At 42.5% G+C, this 17,284-nt stretch carries 16 protein-coding genes; 11 read left to right on the forward strand and 5 right to left on the reverse strand.

What is annotated here, in order from left to right; all coding sequences use genetic code 11:
* Nucleotides 1–9: 9 nt before the first annotated feature.
* A complete protein-coding gene (gene syd / locus ACXAFM_RS04875; RefSeq protein WP_474827407.1) occupies nucleotides 10–552 on the reverse strand; it encodes a SecY-interacting protein in 543 nt (180 codons plus the stop codon).
* Between the two features lie 162 nt (nucleotides 553–714).
* On the opposite strand from syd, the gene queF reads away from it, so the two are divergent.
* From queF to ACXAFM_RS04910, 7 genes are all read left to right on the forward strand, one after another.
* Nucleotides 715–1,575 (forward strand): NADPH-dependent 7-cyano-7-deazaguanine reductase QueF, encoded by an 861-nt coding sequence (queF, locus tag ACXAFM_RS04880; RefSeq protein WP_474827409.1) that lies wholly within the window; start codon nucleotides 715–717, stop codon nucleotides 1,573–1,575.
* 74 nt (nucleotides 1,576–1,649) lie between these two features.
* On the forward strand, nucleotides 1,650–3,206 hold the full coding sequence (locus ACXAFM_RS04885; protein ID WP_474827411.1) for a GGDEF domain-containing protein: 1,557 nt from the start codon (nucleotides 1,650–1,652) through the stop codon (nucleotides 3,204–3,206).
* Nucleotides 3,207–3,216: 10 nt separating this feature from the next.
* Nucleotides 3,217–4,578, forward strand: coding sequence for a nucleotide 5'-monophosphate nucleosidase PpnN (gene ppnN / locus ACXAFM_RS04890; RefSeq protein ID WP_474833566.1), 1,362 nt, complete (start codon nucleotides 3,217–3,219; stop codon nucleotides 4,576–4,578).
* A 197-nt stretch (nucleotides 4,579–4,775) separates the two neighbouring features.
* Nucleotides 4,776–5,150, forward strand: a complete 375-nt coding sequence (locus ACXAFM_RS04895; RefSeq protein ID WP_269918820.1) for a DUF3192 domain-containing protein — start codon at nucleotides 4,776–4,778, stop codon at nucleotides 5,148–5,150.
* 11 nt (nucleotides 5,151–5,161) lie between these two features.
* Nucleotides 5,162–6,772, forward strand: coding sequence for a histidine kinase (locus ACXAFM_RS04900; protein ID WP_474827415.1), 1,611 nt, complete (start codon nucleotides 5,162–5,164; stop codon nucleotides 6,770–6,772).
* 391 nt (nucleotides 6,773–7,163) lie between these two features.
* Complete coding sequence (locus ACXAFM_RS04905; RefSeq protein WP_012517475.1) at nucleotides 7,164–8,171, forward strand: isocitrate dehydrogenase; 1,008 nt, start codon at nucleotides 7,164–7,166, stop codon at nucleotides 8,169–8,171.
* 339 nt (nucleotides 8,172–8,510) lie between these two features.
* Nucleotides 8,511–8,822 carry a ComEA family DNA-binding protein gene (locus ACXAFM_RS04910; protein ID WP_474827417.1) on the forward strand — a complete coding sequence of 104 codons (312 nt, stop codon included), beginning with the start codon at nucleotides 8,511–8,513 and terminating at the stop codon, nucleotides 8,820–8,822.
* Nucleotides 8,823–8,953: 131 nt separating this feature from the next.
* Here the strand turns inward: ACXAFM_RS04910 and galU are convergent, their stop codons facing one another.
* The 4 genes from galU to wecA form a co-directional block, all read right to left on the reverse strand.
* Nucleotides 8,954–9,847 (reverse strand): UTP--glucose-1-phosphate uridylyltransferase GalU, encoded by an 894-nt coding sequence (galU, locus tag ACXAFM_RS04915; protein ID WP_474827419.1) that lies wholly within the window; start codon nucleotides 9,845–9,847, stop codon nucleotides 8,954–8,956.
* Nucleotides 9,848–10,141: 294 nt separating this feature from the next.
* Nucleotides 10,142–11,014 (reverse strand): glycosyltransferase family 2 protein, encoded by an 873-nt coding sequence (locus tag ACXAFM_RS04920; protein WP_474827421.1) that lies wholly within the window; start codon nucleotides 11,012–11,014, stop codon nucleotides 10,142–10,144.
* Nucleotides 11,011–11,898, reverse strand: a complete 888-nt coding sequence (locus ACXAFM_RS04925; RefSeq protein ID WP_474827423.1) for a glycosyltransferase — start codon at nucleotides 11,896–11,898, stop codon at nucleotides 11,011–11,013. Before ACXAFM_RS04925 ends, ACXAFM_RS04920 begins: the two co-directional genes overlap by 4 nt.
* A 114-nt stretch (nucleotides 11,899–12,012) precedes the next feature.
* A complete protein-coding gene (gene wecA / locus ACXAFM_RS04930; RefSeq protein ID WP_474833569.1) occupies nucleotides 12,013–13,074 on the reverse strand; it encodes a UDP-N-acetylglucosamine--undecaprenyl-phosphate N-acetylglucosaminephosphotransferase in 1,062 nt (353 codons plus the stop codon).
* A gap of 519 nt (nucleotides 13,075–13,593) precedes the next feature.
* On the opposite strand from wecA, the gene ACXAFM_RS04935 reads away from it, so the two are divergent.
* Genes ACXAFM_RS04935 through ACXAFM_RS04950 form a run of 4 tightly spaced genes read left to right on the forward strand, consistent with a single transcriptional unit; the run spans nucleotide 13,594 to nucleotide 17,279 of the window.
* A complete protein-coding gene (locus ACXAFM_RS04935) occupies nucleotides 13,594–13,992 on the forward strand; it encodes a hypothetical protein (RefSeq protein WP_474827426.1) in 399 nt (132 codons plus the stop codon).
* A 4-nt stretch (nucleotides 13,993–13,996) separates the two neighbouring features.
* A complete protein-coding gene (locus tag ACXAFM_RS04940; RefSeq protein WP_474827428.1) occupies nucleotides 13,997–15,826 on the forward strand; it encodes a polysaccharide biosynthesis/export family protein in 1,830 nt (609 codons plus the stop codon).
* 2 nt (nucleotides 15,827–15,828) lie between these two features.
* Nucleotides 15,829–16,608, forward strand: a complete 780-nt coding sequence (locus ACXAFM_RS04945) for an ABC transporter permease (RefSeq protein ID WP_474827430.1) — start codon at nucleotides 15,829–15,831, stop codon at nucleotides 16,606–16,608.
* Entirely contained in the window at nucleotides 16,605–17,279 is a 675-nt protein-coding gene (locus ACXAFM_RS04950; protein ID WP_025254261.1) for an ABC transporter ATP-binding protein, read from the forward strand. Before ACXAFM_RS04945 ends, ACXAFM_RS04950 begins: the two co-directional genes overlap by 4 nt.
* Nucleotides 17,280–17,284: the final 5 nt, after the last annotated feature.

The following is a 17,284-nucleotide window of genomic DNA, read 5'->3' on the forward strand; positions in this document are numbered from 1 at the left end:
GCGCTATTTTCAAGCACGAGGAGTGAGTTGCTCAAGAAATACGGCTAGAGACGGGGCAAGTATTTTAGCAGGCTCTCTTCCTACTTGTTCTAATGCAACTTCACCGCTTTCGTTGACGACCGTTAATATAAAATCCTCTTCGTCTGTTAACCCGAAAAACAACGTAGGTGCTTGTTTGAGCCTTTGCTTCATTAACAAGTGACCGACCAAATTCTGTTGTAGCCTTTCAAAGTCTTCGCTATTAAACACTTGAAGCAATTCGCAGTTACCTTGAGGTGCCACTGCCTTTAAATTGTCACTGTAATAACGAGTGAAAAACTGACAATAATCTGGATTGAGCGTTAAGGTCAGTGCTTCTTCAACATTATCGAAAGAGTGTGGAGGAGATTGCAGCACGGGAGCCCAACTGACGAGCTCACCGTCATTCGCACTATTTTTGTAGCAAGGCGATGGCCATTCGCTGTCAAATGCGATTTTTAATCCCCTACCTTCAGCTTGTTCGACATAAGATGATACAAATTTATCTAATTGTGCAGGAATTGTTAGAGCCATTTTGACGTTACCCTCGTATTTTTGGGGTACACTATACAACTAAACAGTTAAGTCAATACTGGGGTTGCTTAGGCTGTGCTGCTAGTTCATAACGTACCCTCATAAAATTAAGCTGTAGCAGCACACCGATTAGCACTTTAAGTAGATAGATGAAAGGTTCTTATGTCGACTGACAATTCGCCTCAAAAAATTATTATCTCCGCACCTGATGACCTGTCTCTGGGAAAACAGGTTGACTATGAATTTGAATACAACCCAAGCTTATTGCAAGGGGTACCTCGCAGTTTAAGTCGAGATACGCTATCCCTTAACGATTCTGAATTACCGTTTGACGGGATAGACACTTGGACGGGATATGAACTTTCTTGGCTTAATGAAAAAGGAAAGCCTAATGTGGCCATTTTGGAATGTAATGTTCCTATTACTTCCCCAAACCTCATAGAATCAAAATCGTTCAAGCTTTACCTGAATAGCTTCAATCAATCAAAGTTTGCGTCACCAGAAGACGTAAAAAAAGTACTTCAAGCTGATTTATCTAAATGTGCAGGGGAGCAGGTTCAGGTAAAACTCATTCTTCCTCAACAGTTTACCGCATTGCAGTTTAAGGAATTCGAGGGAATTTTATTAGATAACCTTGATGTGGAAATCGAGCAATACTCACCTAACACACAATTTTTAGCGGTTACCGAGAATAATGTCGATACCAAAGAGACCTTGGTTTCTCATTTACTTAAATCTAATTGTTTAATCACAAGTCAGCCAGATTGGGCTAGTATTCAAATTAGGTATGAAGGAAAAGCCATTGATCACGAAGGGCTTTTAAAATATCTGATTAGCTTTAGGCAGCACAATGAATTTCATGAGCAATGCGTTGAGCGTATTTACAACGATATTATGCAGCATTGTAAGCCAGCTAAGTTAACAGTTTGTGCTCGCTATACCCGGCGCGGAGGCTTAGACATCAACCCTTTCCGCTCGAATTTCGAAGCACCTTATGCTAACCATCGTCAGGCGCGTCAGTAATACAGCGATGAAGCACACAAACAAAAGCTAACTAAATCGCGACGATAATTGCGACTTAGAACAAAGACGAGATTATGGAAGCAAAACAACTACAAGCCCTAAAACAAAACAACGCGCTTCTTTGTCAATTTATCGTGAGGCTCTCAGCATTTTATGAGGGCTTTTCCGATAAAATAGATTCCGAACTCAAAGTGCTGCGCGGTCATCTTTCAGGTACGCCTAACTTTAGCCTTGCCGCTGTAAGTATTGAGAAGCTCAACAAATCTCTTCAGCGTCAAGAAATTACGTTAAGAAAGTATAGTATTGACACCGTTTCGACGCTAGAAGATGCAATGAAACAGCTGCAGAAAATTGTCTTTGAAGACAACGAATTGAAAGGCCTTACTACACAAGAGCTAATTAAACTTAACCAGCCTGTAGGCGATATCTTCAGTATCTATAAGCTTTACGCTAAAGCCATTGCGCTTCACCGCATTGCGCTGAATAAAGAAATGATAGGGCTTGAACCTTCTAATGAGGTTGGAAGCTCAGCAGAGGTACAGCAAAGTGTCCCTGCTCGCTCGGTAAAAGACGACAACCCACATTACCGCTCAATTCTAGTTGAACTCAATCATCTCATCGCTTCTTATGCACAAAAGAAACAGAACGACCAGCAGCTTAACGATATCAAGCAACGTCTTGACGAGGGCATGAGTGAAGACCAGTTGCTTAAAAGCTGCGTAGTTATTTTGCGAATGATTGTGCAAGATGCAATGTCTGAAGCAAGCCTGACTGGCAAAGTTATACAGAGCCTTCATCGTTCACTTGGTGAAGTCAGTAACGACGTAAATATAGCCATAGAAGATAGCCAAGCGCAGTTCGAACAACGCAAAGCCGGTACAGAGCAGATTAAACGGCATATTAGTTATATTGAAGAAACTGTTTCAGAGAGTGAATCATTAGAATCCCTGAAAGAGCAGACCCAGCTTCGCGTAGAAAAACTTGTAGCAACGTTAAGCGAACAGCAAGACAACGATGAACAAGGGCAAGAAGCACTTTTGGCACTGCTATCGTCCATGCAGTCACGCATCGATACATTGCAACAGCAAACCAGCGTTTATAAAAAGAAGCTGGCTGAACAAGCGATGCAAAGTCGTACCGACCCGCTCACTCGTTTACCAAATAGACAAGCTTATAACGAGAAACTGGATGCCGCTTTCGCTAACTATAAGGAAGTTGGGACAACACTTGCTGTCGCCGTAGTCGATATCGATCATTTTAAATCGATTAACGATCGATTTGGTCATGCCGCCGGTGACAAAACGCTTCAGGTGGTAAGTAAGTTTTTGAAACAGAACCTTTCTGAAAAAGACTTTGTGGCACGGTGGGGAGGCGAAGAGTTCGTGATGCTACTGCCTGAATCGCAGATGACAGAGATTGACGAAAAGCTTAATGAAATTAGAACTAAACTGGCTGCTATGCCGTTTAAATTTAAGCAAGAGAAAGTCAAAATTACTGCATCATTTGGCGCGACCTGCTTTGGTAAAGAAGACACAACTGAAACGGTTTTCGAACGCGCGGATGAATACCTCTACAAAGCGAAGCGAAACGGCCGCAATCTTGTAGTAACTGATTTAAGCACTGACTTATAAGGTGTGAAGTATGAAGAAAGTTCAGCTTAATCCCGTAGGCTCAATGAGTCAGCTTTCGCAAGTGGAAGTATCCCGCCTCCAAGATGCAACAAATAGCGAGCTCTTCTCCATGTTTAGAAACTGCAGCCTTGCAGTATTGAACAGCGGAGTGGATGAAGACGATTTTGAAGCGCTTTTCGCCCCTTTTGAGAATTTTGAAATTAAACTCATCCGCCGAGAGCGAGGCGTAAAGATCGAACTTGTTAATCCGCCAGAAGTCGCATTCGTAGACGAAAAACTTGTTCGCGGTGTTCATGAACACTTGTTTGCTGTACTGCGTGATTTACTTTACATGGGCAACAAGTATGCATTTCTTCATCAGACAGCGCCCGCTGACGGAAGTGAGATCACCGATATGGTGTTTGACATGCTACGTCACGCTAAAGCCCTTGAAGGTAACGATAGCGTGAATACTATAGTGTGCTGGGGCGGTCACTCTATCAATCAAGTCGAATATAAATACACGAAAGAAGTAGGCTATCAGTTAGGCCTGCGCGATATGAATATTTGTACTGGCTGCGGACCGGGCGCAATGAAAGGCCCAATGAAAGGAGCGACGATAGGTCACGCAAAGCAACGTCACAAATCAGGTCGATATATAGGCATTTCTGAACCCAGTATTATTGCCGCCGAGCCACCTAATGCGATTGTGAACGAGCTCATTATCATGCCAGATATTGAAAAGCGTTTAGAAGCCTTCGTGAGATTAGGGCACGGAATCATTGTATTTCCGGGCGGTGTAGGAACAGCTGAGGAACTGCTTTATTTACTTGGGATATTGATGAATGAGCGCAATGCGCAACAACCATTCCCTTTTATATTAACCGGACCTGCAGGCAGCGAAGAGTATTTTGAAGCCATCGACACCTTTGTTGGAGCCACGTTGGGCGCAGAGGCCCAGTCAAAGTATCAAATTATCGTGAATGATCCTGAAGAAGTCGCCCGTACTATGAGTAAACACCTTGAAAAAGTTAGAAAATTTAGAGGGGCAATGGGTGATGCTTTCAGCTTTAACTGGTCACTTAAAATTGAACAGGACTTCCAACAACCTTTCATTCCCACTCACGAAAGCATGGCAGCATTACAGCTACATCTAGATCAAAGTGAAAGCGATCTTGCTGCAAATTTGCGTAAAGCATTTTCAGGCATCGTTGCTGGAAATGTAAAGGCCGAAGGCATCGCACAAATCAAAGAACACGGTCCCTTCGAGCTTACCGGCGATAGTACTCTTATGGAAAAAGTCGATACACTATTAGAATCATTTGTAAAACAACACAGGATGAAGCTACCTGGCAGTGCCTACGAACCTTGTTATGTTGTGAAAAGTGGCTAAGCAAGCAAAATTGTAAGGAGACGCATTTGCTTACGTTTACTACTTATGCTTAATAGGCGTTTTAAGGTACACTTGATCAGAGCGGTGTTAAACAGAAAAATGTTGCGAGCGATCAGTATACCTTGTCAAAGGCTCATGCTTTGAGACGCTAATAACCCTAACTAACATTTGAGTATAGAAAACGAGAAGTAACGGTCATGAATACCAAGGTTATTCGTCTAATTTTAGCGGGCGTCGCGTTATACGCGGTGTTTGTTTTTATGGTTATCGCCTTTTACCCAGATAAACCTGAAAATATGGATTGGAAAGACCGTGAAGAATACAACCGAGTTCAAATTACTAAATTGAAACTAGGTAGTACACGAGAAGAGGTACTTGCTTTACTAGGTTCGCCTGACATCACAGAAGCTAAACGACAAGGTGCTACAGCGATTCAGGTTATGTTTTTTAGAACCCAGCACGTACGTGCAGACGGATTGACTACGCAAGATGAGTGCACACCTTTGCTGTTCGAAAACGATAAGCTTATAGCTTGGGGTGAAGGGGCTTACTCTAGCTATCAAAAAAGTTAAAAGGATGGGGAGTGACCGGCATCATTTCCACACTTAAACGCCTTGTTCATCTAGGCGAAGCTGAGTTATCAGTCGAGCAGCGTATTAATCATTGGTTAAAAAACGCAAAACGGATATTGACGTTAGTTAATGCAAACCCAGCCTTAGCTGCGGCCACGCTTCATATCGATAACGACTTACCTAAAGACACGCAACAACTTTTGCTATTGGCACTGTTTGGCAAGCTGTGTCGATTCAACGATCATTATTTACAGCACGTTCTTGCGTCTTTACTTGCGACCTTTTGGCTATCAAGCGCTAAAACACCACGAGATAGCATTCCTGAAGTTATTCGCTTTTTGCGTAAACACAATCTGGCCATTTGGCAAGATACGGTAAAATTGCAAAAAGCCTTTCAGACGGGAAAATACATTAACTTTATTGCAGATAACCGACTAAACTTGGCGCAGAGGCTTAGTCTTCTCTCTGGTGTTTTTGCAACAAACGCGAAAAAAAACGATTACCAAGCGGTATTTACCCACATAGCTTGTCGTCTACCTGCCTATCATCGCCATCATATCGCACCGCTTATTCAGCTATTCGAAGGTTTGCTTCCCGGAGCAAAAGTTTTTGCTAAGGGTGTGCCTGGCGTTTTGGTAGATGTGCAGCAAAATCATGGTTATGTATTTACGCTTAGCAAAGATGACGAAGATGGTAAATGGCTTCCTTTATCGGCTATTCAAGCTCCGGTGCCTTTATCAATACCCTTTGAGCATTTCATAGCGCTGTACACAGACACCGCCAATGCCAGAGTGAACCAGGGCGGCACTCCGTACCTGCCTTCTACATTCGCTATTCAACATCCCCCCAAAGCGCTTATTACCATTATCGACGAATTGCAAAAGCAAGATGTAGTGATTGAACAGCTGTGTGAAAAAATTGAAAAAGTCCCCACTTTTAATCATTTTTTGATGCTCACTGCGAGTCAAGACAACAGGTTACAACTGCCAGTGAAAAGCATAAAACAGGCTGTATTAACCTACGGTATAGAACGAGTGGGAGACATGCTTATTCAGTTCGCTCTTTTAGAGCGGTTAACGCAAAATCAATTTCCACTTATGGGAATGTGTAAGCAAATAACCTTACTAGCGTGCTCATTTTCTAGCTACTTTGCACAAATTGTAGATTCGAAGTTTACGCCGCAGTCGGCAGCCTTAACGATGACTTTTATTTGCACTCCCCTATTCACACTCCCAGGTTTCAAAGTATCTAAATCCTTGCCTGTTCGCCTCGACAATATCGTATCTATTAATAACGCGTTTAAAGTGAAGTCGGATACGCCTTGGCTAGCAATAGCGTCGGAACTCGCTGGTAGTTGGCATCAGAGTTCTACCTGGCGCGCGGTAATACATCAATGTGGAAAAGCGAGCACTGAAGTTCCAAAGTCGATTCAAAAAGAACAGGCGATTTTAGTATTAAGCTTTGCTCTCGCGAAAGCATGTCTATTTCACCAAGATGTCTATTCGTTACTTCATGATATTAACGTGAAAACGCTCATCAGCATTCTAAATATGCAACCTAATGATGTTTTCAATGCACTTGAGTCCAATGGACAGCTACTCTTTTGCCCTCTTTCTCTGTAGCTACGCATACGAACTTTTAACCGCACTCAAATCAATTAAGATTGCTTTATTAGAGCCCACCCTATTTATCCCGACCTTCTAGCAAACGCGTGATAATTTACGTGAGCGACTTATTAAATAATGCCCTATACATGCTGCAACACTATTTAATAACTAGATCAGTGTCTAACGACAAATTTATCGCCCTATCACCTTAATTTATCTTTACGAATGGCTATAACTTGCGCCGGCTATCGTATAAAATACGGCAACTTTTGCAGTGCTTTATCCTTTTTCCCTACAATTTCAATTATAATAAGTAAGCAAGCAGAACTTGGCACCTCGCGCGCCAAATCAAAAATTGAATAAACCTAACGATTTTGACAACAGAATTACCAGAGGATCCCTCCACATGACTCAGCAACGTATTACAGTCATTCGCGGTGACGGCATTGGCCCGGACATTATCGATGCGACCACAAAAATTCTAGATAAGGTTGGCTGTGACTTTGCCTATGACTATGCCGATGCGGGCTTAGTTGCACTGGAAGAACATGGCGAGCTTCTACCTCAAGAAACACTAGACCTTATCGCAAAAAATAAAGTTGCGCTTAAAGGCCCTCTAACTACGCCAGTTGGTGAAGGCTTTACGTCTATCAACGTTAGTCTTCGCAAGCAGTTTAAACTGTACGCTAACCTACGCCCGGTAATGTCTTTTAAGGGCACAAAAGCACGTTACGAAGATATTGATATCATCACTGTACGTGAAAACACGCAGGGTATGTACTCTGGTCTTGGGCAAGTTGTTTCAGAAGACGGCAACGAAGCTGAAGCAATGAGTAAAATTACTCGTGACGGCGCTGAGAAAATCGTAACTTTCGCTTATGAGCTTGCACGTCGCGAAGGCCGTAAGAAAGTAACAGCGGTTCACAAAGCAAACATTCTTAAGTCGACGTCAGGTCTATTCCTAAAAGTTGCCCGTGAAGTTGGCGAGCGTTACCCAGACATCGAATCTGCTGAGATGATTGTAGATAACTGCTGTATGCAGCTTGTGATGAACCCTCACCAGTTTGACGTTATCGTAACCACTAACCTTTTCGGTGACATCCTTTCAGACCTGTGTGCGGGTCTTGTTGGTGGTCTTGGTATGGCACCAGGCGCAAACATTGGTGAAGACTGTGCGATCTTTGAAGCGGTTCATGGCTCTGCACCAGATATCGCGGGTAAAAACCTTGCGAACCCAACGTCTGTAGTACTTGCTGCAGCGCAAATGCTTGAATACCTAAACATGGGTGATAAAGCAGAGAAAATTCGCGCAGCATTGAAAGACGTTATTGAATCTGGCGACCGCACCACTCGCGACCTAGGTGGTGAAGCCGGTACTACAGAATTTACCCAAGCGCTTCTTGACCGTCTATAAACGCTTTGTGCTTTAGCACTGATATTATTTGAAAACGGGCTTTCTAGCCCGTTTTTTTATACATTACTTTCCACTTTCCGACTAAAACCTGTACTAAAACTGGACTACCGCTTTTTCAACCCGCCTCTATTATCTTGTTTGTACACACTAAAGTGCTTTGCGCTTTGTTACTAATCGCTACATCGAATAGAGTCTAATAGTTATGGACGAGTTACTTTCGATAGTACTAAGACTAGAAAAAGTCAGTGCACTCTGGGTACATAAATTTAATACCATTTAGCTAAGACGTAATGCCTCAAAATTGGGTAGCGTACTTAGCAACACTTACAAGGAAAGATGATGAAAAAATTAATCTCTGGCTTACTCGCTCTATCAGCGCTAGCTATTCAAGCTCCTATGGTTCATGCTGAAGTAGAAAGTAGTAAGCAAACACAGCATAAAGAAACAAACCTACAGCAGCGCATCGACTTAAACTCAGCGTCTGTGGAGCAGTTAATTTCGCTGCCAGGCGTCGGTCGGTCTAAAGCCAAGGCAATAATTAAGTATCGAGAGGAAGTAGGGCCCTTTCTTGAAGTCGCACAACTAACCCAAGTAAAAGGCATTGGCGAAAAAATGCTAAGCAAAATAGAAAATCATGTGCGTGTTAAGTAAATGATATTAGCTTAACGCCCCTAAACGATAATCTAATGGTTAGTCTAGCTGCGTTCAAAGAGTGATTAAAAACAAAAAATGCGCCAATATTGGCGCATTTTTATATTACTTGTAGCTTCCGAAATACTTTATTATTTCACTACAGACGCTAAGTACTCTTTAAACTCATCACCTAAAGAAGGATGGCGTAATGCATATTCTACATTAGCTTTCATGTAGCCTAGCTTGCTTCCGCAATCGTGGCTCTTACCTTTCATGTAGTAAGCATCTACTTGTTCAAGCTTCATCAGTGCATCAATAGCATCGGTAAGTTGAACTTCGCCGCCCGCACCTGGTGGTGTAAACTCTAGCAAATCCCAAATTTTTTCTGAAAGCACATATCTACCTACTACGGCTAGGTCTGAAGGCGCTTCGTCAAGAGGAGGCTTCTCAACCATCTTGTGAATTTTAGCTGAATCTCCTGGTGCGATAGCTGCGCCGTCTAGGTCAGCAATACCAAATTTAGAAATATCTTCTTCTGGTACCTGCTCAACCATAACTTGGCTTACACGGCTGGTATTGAATTTAGCTACCATATCAGCAAGGTTATCCTTTTTAGGATCACTTGCCACATCGTCAATTATCACGTCAGGAAGAACTACAGCAAAAGGAGCATCACCGATTAACGGGCGAGCGCACAATACAGCGTGACCTAAACCGTTAGCTACGCCTTGACGAATATGCATGATAGTTACGTCTTTCGGACAAATTGACTGAACTTCTTCTAAAAGTTGACGCTTAACACGTTTTTCAAGCGTTGCTTCAAGTTCAAATGAAGTATCAAAGTGGTTTTCAATGCTGTTCTTACTAGCGTGAGTTACTAGAATAATTTCCTTTACACCTGCCGCAACACATTCACTAACAACGTATTGAATTAGTGGCTTATCAACCACAGGTAACATCTCTTTAGGGATAGCTTTCGTTGCTGGAAGCATTCTCGTCCCAAGACCTGCTACAGGAATTACCGCTTTTTTCACCTGACTCATAAGTTAATATCCTTTTTTAAAATCCTAGTTACTCGCTCAAGTCGGCGCCTTGCCGTCATTTACTTCTTAAGCTTATCTATATTCGCTATTATACAAAAGAGTAATGCAATCGATGTTCCAATTACCCTTTTAGAGCACTTGCGTCTTGAAAATGGGCATTACGGTTATTTTTCACTCATTAATGCACAAAATTTGGGATAAATAATATCTAATGCACCAATACAGTGAAAGTGCAGTGAGTAAATTTTTACCTTACAGCATACCTTTTAGTTAAAAGTAGCTGATTAGCGACGCTTATTTAAAACACTTGTTAGATTGAAAAGGGCCGCCGTGGCGCTTAAGACCATCTTTTAACCCATGGCGCATGTACTGCCCTCTCGCATTTCCTTGCCCAAAGCAAAATCGGTTAACAAGATACCTTACGGGTATTGCACAAACATGACGAAGCTTCCAATAAAGCGGAACGTAGCTACGACGGGCAAGAATAAGCACGTTGCGAAACTGATAGTAGAGTCTGATAGGAGCACCTTGCTTAAACATTACACCACACACTTTCACTCTATCGTCGCCTTGCCGATGAGGCATACAAGCGCTCAACGACTGATAAATGACCATACCTTTTGCTCGAGCTCGCCAGCACCATTCATGATCAACACCATCAATGAAAAGCGCCTCTTCTTTTCCACCCACTCTCTCAAAAGCACGACGAGAGATAAGCATGCCTGAGGCAATAATTTGTTTCACTTCCTTCAAGCTATCGGAGATCTTTTTACCTTTTTGAAGCACACCCTGATCAACACAATCAGAAAATTGACAGTAAATAGAAGGACCTATAGCTGCGATAGGCGCTTCTTGCTCCAAACTAGTAAATTGGCGTAATAATTCATTGGCAATGGTAGGTGTAAACTGGCTATCTTGGTCGAGTAGGAAAGCGTATTCAACACCTTTATCAAAAAGCTTTTCCAAACCTATATTTTGAGCTTTAGCAATACCCAGATTAATTCCACAATGAATGTAAGTGCAGAGAGATGTATTCAAACGCTCATCAGCATTGGCAGAATTATCAACTAGCACTAAATCCCATTCTGGCGCCGAAAAAGCCTGAATCACATTAGTAAGGTGCCCAATATCGGGGTTATAAAGTATTACGACAATCCCTGTTTTCAATGCTTACCAAACCTCTCTAACAAATGTCTGTCGAGCTTGTATGCCAGTTTAACCACTTTTCCTGGCATTAAGCGCAATGATAGGACACCGCAAGCATAAAAAAAGTTATAGGGTGAAAACTGTTTTAATTTGGTGATCGCAAAGATGCGCGCTTTAAATTCGTTGAGAGATTTGCTTAGTCCGCGACGCTTATAGAAGTTATTTACTCTTCTAAACTTTAATAATCGATCCTTTAGGTTTCTGAAGATATAACCTTGTGAAGCTAGCAAAATCCAGAAAAAATAATCTTGCGTGTTGAGTAGGTCGCCATTGTATCTGTGGCCATCATGAAACACGCTATATCGGATCACCACCGTAGGATGATTAAGCGAGCAACGCCTAGGTAGTATTCGGGTTATTTGTTTGTGCGACGCTGGCATTACCCGCGCTCCGACTTTTTTCCCGCTTTCGTTAATTTCAGTAAGCGCTGAACCGAGTACGGATATGTTGCTATGCCGATTTAGGTAAGTAATTTGACGCAACAAGCGGTGAGCTTCGGAGATATCGTCTGCATCCATTCTTACAAAATAGGAGGGGTTAAACTGCAAACCAAAATCGATGGCAGAATTCATACTGCTTGCAAGACCAATATTGTGGCTATTTTGTGCTAGAACGATTCTATCGTCGTTTTCGGCTGCGCTTTGAAGCACTTGAGTTATAGGCTTAGGTACCGGCCCATCAATAACAATTATGAAAAGAAAATCCGAATAGGTTTGCTTTGTTATGCTTTCAATCGATTCTTGAAGCCATCTCGCATTGTCCGCCTGGTAAACGGCCATGGCGACAATCGATTCAACATGCTTTTTTTTATTTTCGTTGTGAATGACAGAGAATTGATTTATCAAGAATTTTTTACCAGCTAAAAGAATAACAAAGAAAATAAAAGCGCTTTTATGCGCTTCTTTTTTTGGAGGTATGTTACAGAGATTTCTCTAAACCCGCTACGGGTTTTACCTAATCTAAGACCTAAATCGCTTAACAAAGCGAAGTACGCTCCAAATATGCTGGATCACAAGGCTGTAAATAATTAGGAGCACCATGAAACCATAAAACATCACCGCTTCTGGCACGCGATAAACTTCACCCAGGATACCGATCAGACAATAGCACGCGCCAAGCGCCAATATAGCCACCAATGACTGTCTACTACTTAAACCCGCACGCATAAAAATATTATGCAGATGCTGTCTGTCTGGTTTCAACATTGACTGCCCCTTGCGCGCGCGACGATACATAATTGCAGCCATATCCATTAACGGAAGCCCAACAAGCCAAACCGCCGTTATAGGTCTAAACGCTGCCGTTTCACCTTGGGTGTGATCAACAAGTAGCCATACGATGGTGAGACCGACAAACATACTGCCTGCATCGCCCATAAATATCTTGTTCCCTTTGAACCCTTTCCAACTCAGGTTAAACGCCAAGAAAGGAACAATAGCAGCCACAATAATAAGTGGCTCCATAATAGAGGCGCCATTGCCAGTGAAAATTAAAAAACCTGCCACGGTAAGCAATATAACCAAGCTCATACCGCCTGCAAGACCATCAATGCCGTCTATCATGTTAAATGCATTGATAACACCGACAACACAAATGATGGTGAAGAAATAGCCACCGAGGTCGAGAAGCACCTCGCCAGTGCCAAAGATATTGCCTAACGACGTAATATAATTTTGCGCGCTCCATGCCATAATGGCGGCCACGCCAAATTGACACATAAGGCGACCTTTCGCACTTAAGTCAAAGCGGTCATCCAGCATACCAAGCAATACTACAAAAGCAGATGCGGTAAAGAACAGCGGGTTGTTTTTCATCCACACATCGGTGGCGACGCTTGCAACAAGTACTGCCATAAATATAGCCACGCCCCCCGTTAAAGGGACGATACCTGCGTGGCGTTTACGTGCTGTAGGTTGATCAACTAAACCAAACTGATGCGCTAGAGGCGTCATCACCACTAAAAGAATTAGGGCTACGAAAAATGCAGTAAAAAGCGGGACGAACTGCAAGTACGCTAGCATAAAACACACAACCTCTCGTCACTGGTTACAGAAACACTCGCGTTTTTCAGCCTGACCAATGCACTTGTAAATTTGTTTAAAAAGCTCAATATCGAATCCATATTTGTACAACTTCCATTTCTTCCAGCGCGGTGAGGGTTTATCGTTATAACTATGCGGGTCGAAAACTGCCATATGATATAAAACATTTGTTTAAGTAACCACCCCAATTGCAAAATTATCGTTTCAAAACATTTCGTAATAGTTACAGTTTAAACTACGATTACCACGCACAATTATCACGCTAATTGCCACATGAAGCCGTTTCGTGACATCGCAGTTACTCTCAAATACAAAATCTAGACGTACCACAAGCTAAATTATTTCACTAACTATTAAATTTCCTACTTATTGTGAACTTTCCAATAATAATTTAGTCATTTTGAAGTCTTAAACCGTAGCGCTATTGCGATAGCAAACATGCTTTTTTTAAAACTTATGTTATCCTAGCGCGAAATTGCTATATGGATATGAAGGCTAATGTTCAAACAATTCCAACGTTTAATTTTGCCGTTCACACTAATTGTGAGCGCAGCAGGGTGTACAAACTCACCTACAGTTACCGAAGCTGACATACCCTTGGTGCACTCTTCCCTTGCATATTCCCTAGCGCCGGAAAAAGAGTCTGCAATAAATATTCCAAAAGCCAATATTTATTTTGATAAAAAAGAATCTTTTTCAATACGCTTTGGTGGCTATGATTACGAAGCCACCAAGCACTACATTTCAGCCACTGGCAATAAGTGTATCCGCTTTTCTTTACAAGACAGTGACTCTGTTCAGACTGATGCACAGCGCAAAGTAACCACTTGCCAGCGGGATGGGCGATGGAAAGTAGTTTCTCCTCTCGTAGTTTCAGCTACCGCGCAAGGTGAATAAGTTAATGAAGTTTATGGATATAAAAAACACAATCAAAACGCTTTCAGTAACAGCGTGTTCAGCAGTAATTGGCTGCTTTCTTTTACAACCTGTTTTCGCACAAAGTGTCGAACAACTACAGCAGCTAAGAGAAAGGGCTCAACAATCGCAAAGCGGAGGCGCTGCGCAGTCAGTCTCTCCTCTTAGTATCTCAACACAGCGAACTCTACCGGGCGCAACAGGTACTGCGAACTCAATGGGGCAATTTTCCACTCAGCCGCGAAACGGTGTAAATTTACCTGGAGAACCTACTGTTGAGACGGTTTTCCCTGCCCAAGCTCCTATGGAAAACCCGCCATTTGCTGCAAACTTATTTATTGGTGGATTTGAATCAGAGCGCAGTTCAGGCTTAAACGACAATTACTTAGTAGCACCTGGCGATAAAATAAATATTTGGTTATGGGGCGCGGTTAACTTCTCTAGCGTAGTTACCGTAGATAACCAAGGCAATATTTTTATTCCTAATATTGGCCCTATTCGAGTAGCAAATACACCAGCAGGAAGCGTTAACCAAACGGTTACAGCGAAAATCAGGCAGGTGTATACCAATGATGTGAATGTTTACGTGAACCTTCTCACCTCTACACCGGTGTCTATATTTGTATCAGGGCCAGTGTTGCGCCCCGGTCAATACGCTGGTCTGGCTTCAGATAGCGTGCTTTACTATTTAAAACGTGCAGGCGGCATCGACTTCCAGCGTGGCAGTTTTAGGCAAATAGATGTCGTTCGCAATGGTAAAGTCGTAGCAACCGCAGACTTGTATGCCTTTTTTAGAAGTGGAAAGCTTCCAGAAGTATCCTTCAAAGACGGCGACACCATTTTAGTGCACCCAATTGGCAACACTATCGTTGTTGAAACCGGAGCTCGCAATAGCTTTACCTTTGAATTTTTAAATGAAGAGCTTAACGGTGGCGTGGTTAATTACTTTGCACGTCCTGGTGAATTCGCTTCTCATGCCTCAGTATCAGGTGTTCGAAACAATAAACAGTTCGCACGTTATTTAGATTTAAAAGAGTTCGCTTCTTTAGAGCTAAGCGCAGGCGACACGGTAGAATACATTGCGGATCACGAGCCGCAAATATATCGAATCAATGTTGCTGGCGCATTCGCAGGCGCATCACAAATCATGGTTGATAAAGGTGCACGCCTACTTGACGTGTTAGACCACATTGAAGCTGATACCACGCTCTCTGACACGCAAAATATTTACCTACTTAGAGAAAGTGTTGCCGTCAAGCAAAAGGAAATCATTGAAGAAGGCTTACAGCGTCTTGAGAGAAGCATGTATACCGCTCCGATAAGCTCGACTGGTGAAGGTGCTATACGCGCTCAAGAAGCACAGCTTGTTGCAGACTTTATAGCTCGAGCAAGGCAAGTAGAGCCCCAAGGCCGTGTTGTTGTATCTGAAAACGGCGACATAGCTAATATTCTGCTTGAACCTAATGACACCATCGTTATTCCTGAAGTGACTGACTTGATACATGTAGGCGGTGAAGTACTACTACCGCAATCTGTAGTATTTAACCCAGATGCAACTACTGAAGATTACGTAGCTTGGGCTGGCGGCTTTACTGAACGCGCTGAAGACGAGCGTATACTTATTGTTCGCAAAAATGGGAACGTTACTTTTTCAAGCGTGAACGACTCATTCCTTTCAAGCGATGAAAGCAAGCTTGAGCCAGGAGATCAGATTATCGTTCTGCCTGCAATTGATACCAAAGTACTGCAAGCTGTTAAAGATATCACCCAAATCGTTTATCAAATTGCTATTGCAGCTAACGTTGCTACTAACTAAGCATGGTAACGTTTAAAGATCAGCTCTATGCATGGAGAGGCGTGATATTCGCGCTTTTCCTGCGTGAGCTTCAAAGTAAATTTAACGATAAGTTTGGCTTGGGCTGGGCATTTTTAGAGCCTTTTATTTTCATATTTGCTCTTTCATTTTTCCGAAGCCTTCTACACGATGGAGACGTTCACTCAATCCCACTCTTTATATTTATGATGATTGGATTGATGGGGCTTCAAACGTTCACTTCCTGCATGAATGGTGTTTCTACTTCAATACGAAGGAATAAACCGCTCTACGCGTTTAGACAAGTCCAGCCATTTGCTGCAATTTTAACTGCTGGGTTTCTAGAGTTAATAATAAAAACTACCGTGGTTTTTCTTCTCTATATTGCTCTGTACCTTCTAGATGAAACATTTGTACTAAATGATCCTTTGCTTCTCATATTTCTCTTCACTTTATTGTGGGTTTTCGGTGTCGCGGTCGGAATAGTATTCGCTATCACTAGCGCATTTGTTCCCGAAGTAGACAAAATTAAGTCTATGCTCTCTAGGCCTCTACTATTCATCTCTTGTGTATTTTTCAGCTTACAGGACGTGCCCGAAGAAGTTTGGCCTTATCTAACTTGGAACCCCTTAGTTCACTTTAACGAGTTAGCCAGATTCGCATGCTTTGAGTCATACGGGAAACATGGCGTTGAATTAAGCTACATTTTAGAAGTAACAACAGTCGCCCTATTTCTAAGCCTTTCGATGTACCACATCACGTGGAAGAGGGTGTTATCTCGATGATCAGAATAGAAAATTTAACAAAGAGCTATCCCAGTAAAATGGGTCCTCAATATATTTTTAAAAATCTCAATTTTGATTTTCCAACCGAGAATAACGTCGCGATTCTAGGTAAAAATGGTGCGGGTAAGTCAACCCTGTTCCGCATGCTAGCGAAAAGTGAATACCCCGACAAAGGCCGTGTTTTAACGAACAAATCGATGTCGTGGCCGGTGGCTCTGCAAACCGGTGTGCACCCGCAAATGACCGGGCGTGAAAACACCCGCTTTGTGGGACGGATCAATAACGTTAAATCCCTCCCTGAATACGAAGAAAAGGTGCAACAGTTCGCTGAGTTAGGTAAACGCTTTGATCTTCCCGTTCGCACCTATTCGTCGGGCATGCGTGCCAAATTGGTGTTTGCGTGCTGCATGAATATTAATTTCGATATTTACCTTATCGATGAAGCGACATCAGTAGGCGATCCGCTTTTTAGAAAAAAAGCACGTTTATCGCTTAAGGAAAAGAGTGAGCAAGCCGGGGTCATTATGGTTAGCCATGAACTTGACCAAATTCGCGAATTCTGTACTTCTGCCGTCATCATTGACGATGGAAAACTCACTTATTATCACGATCTCGAAGAAGGCATCGACGTTTATACGCAGGATGCAGACAATAAGAAATCACTTAAATAGGTTCA

Source organism: Alteromonas sp. ABD4_190 (genome assembly GCF_056160105.1).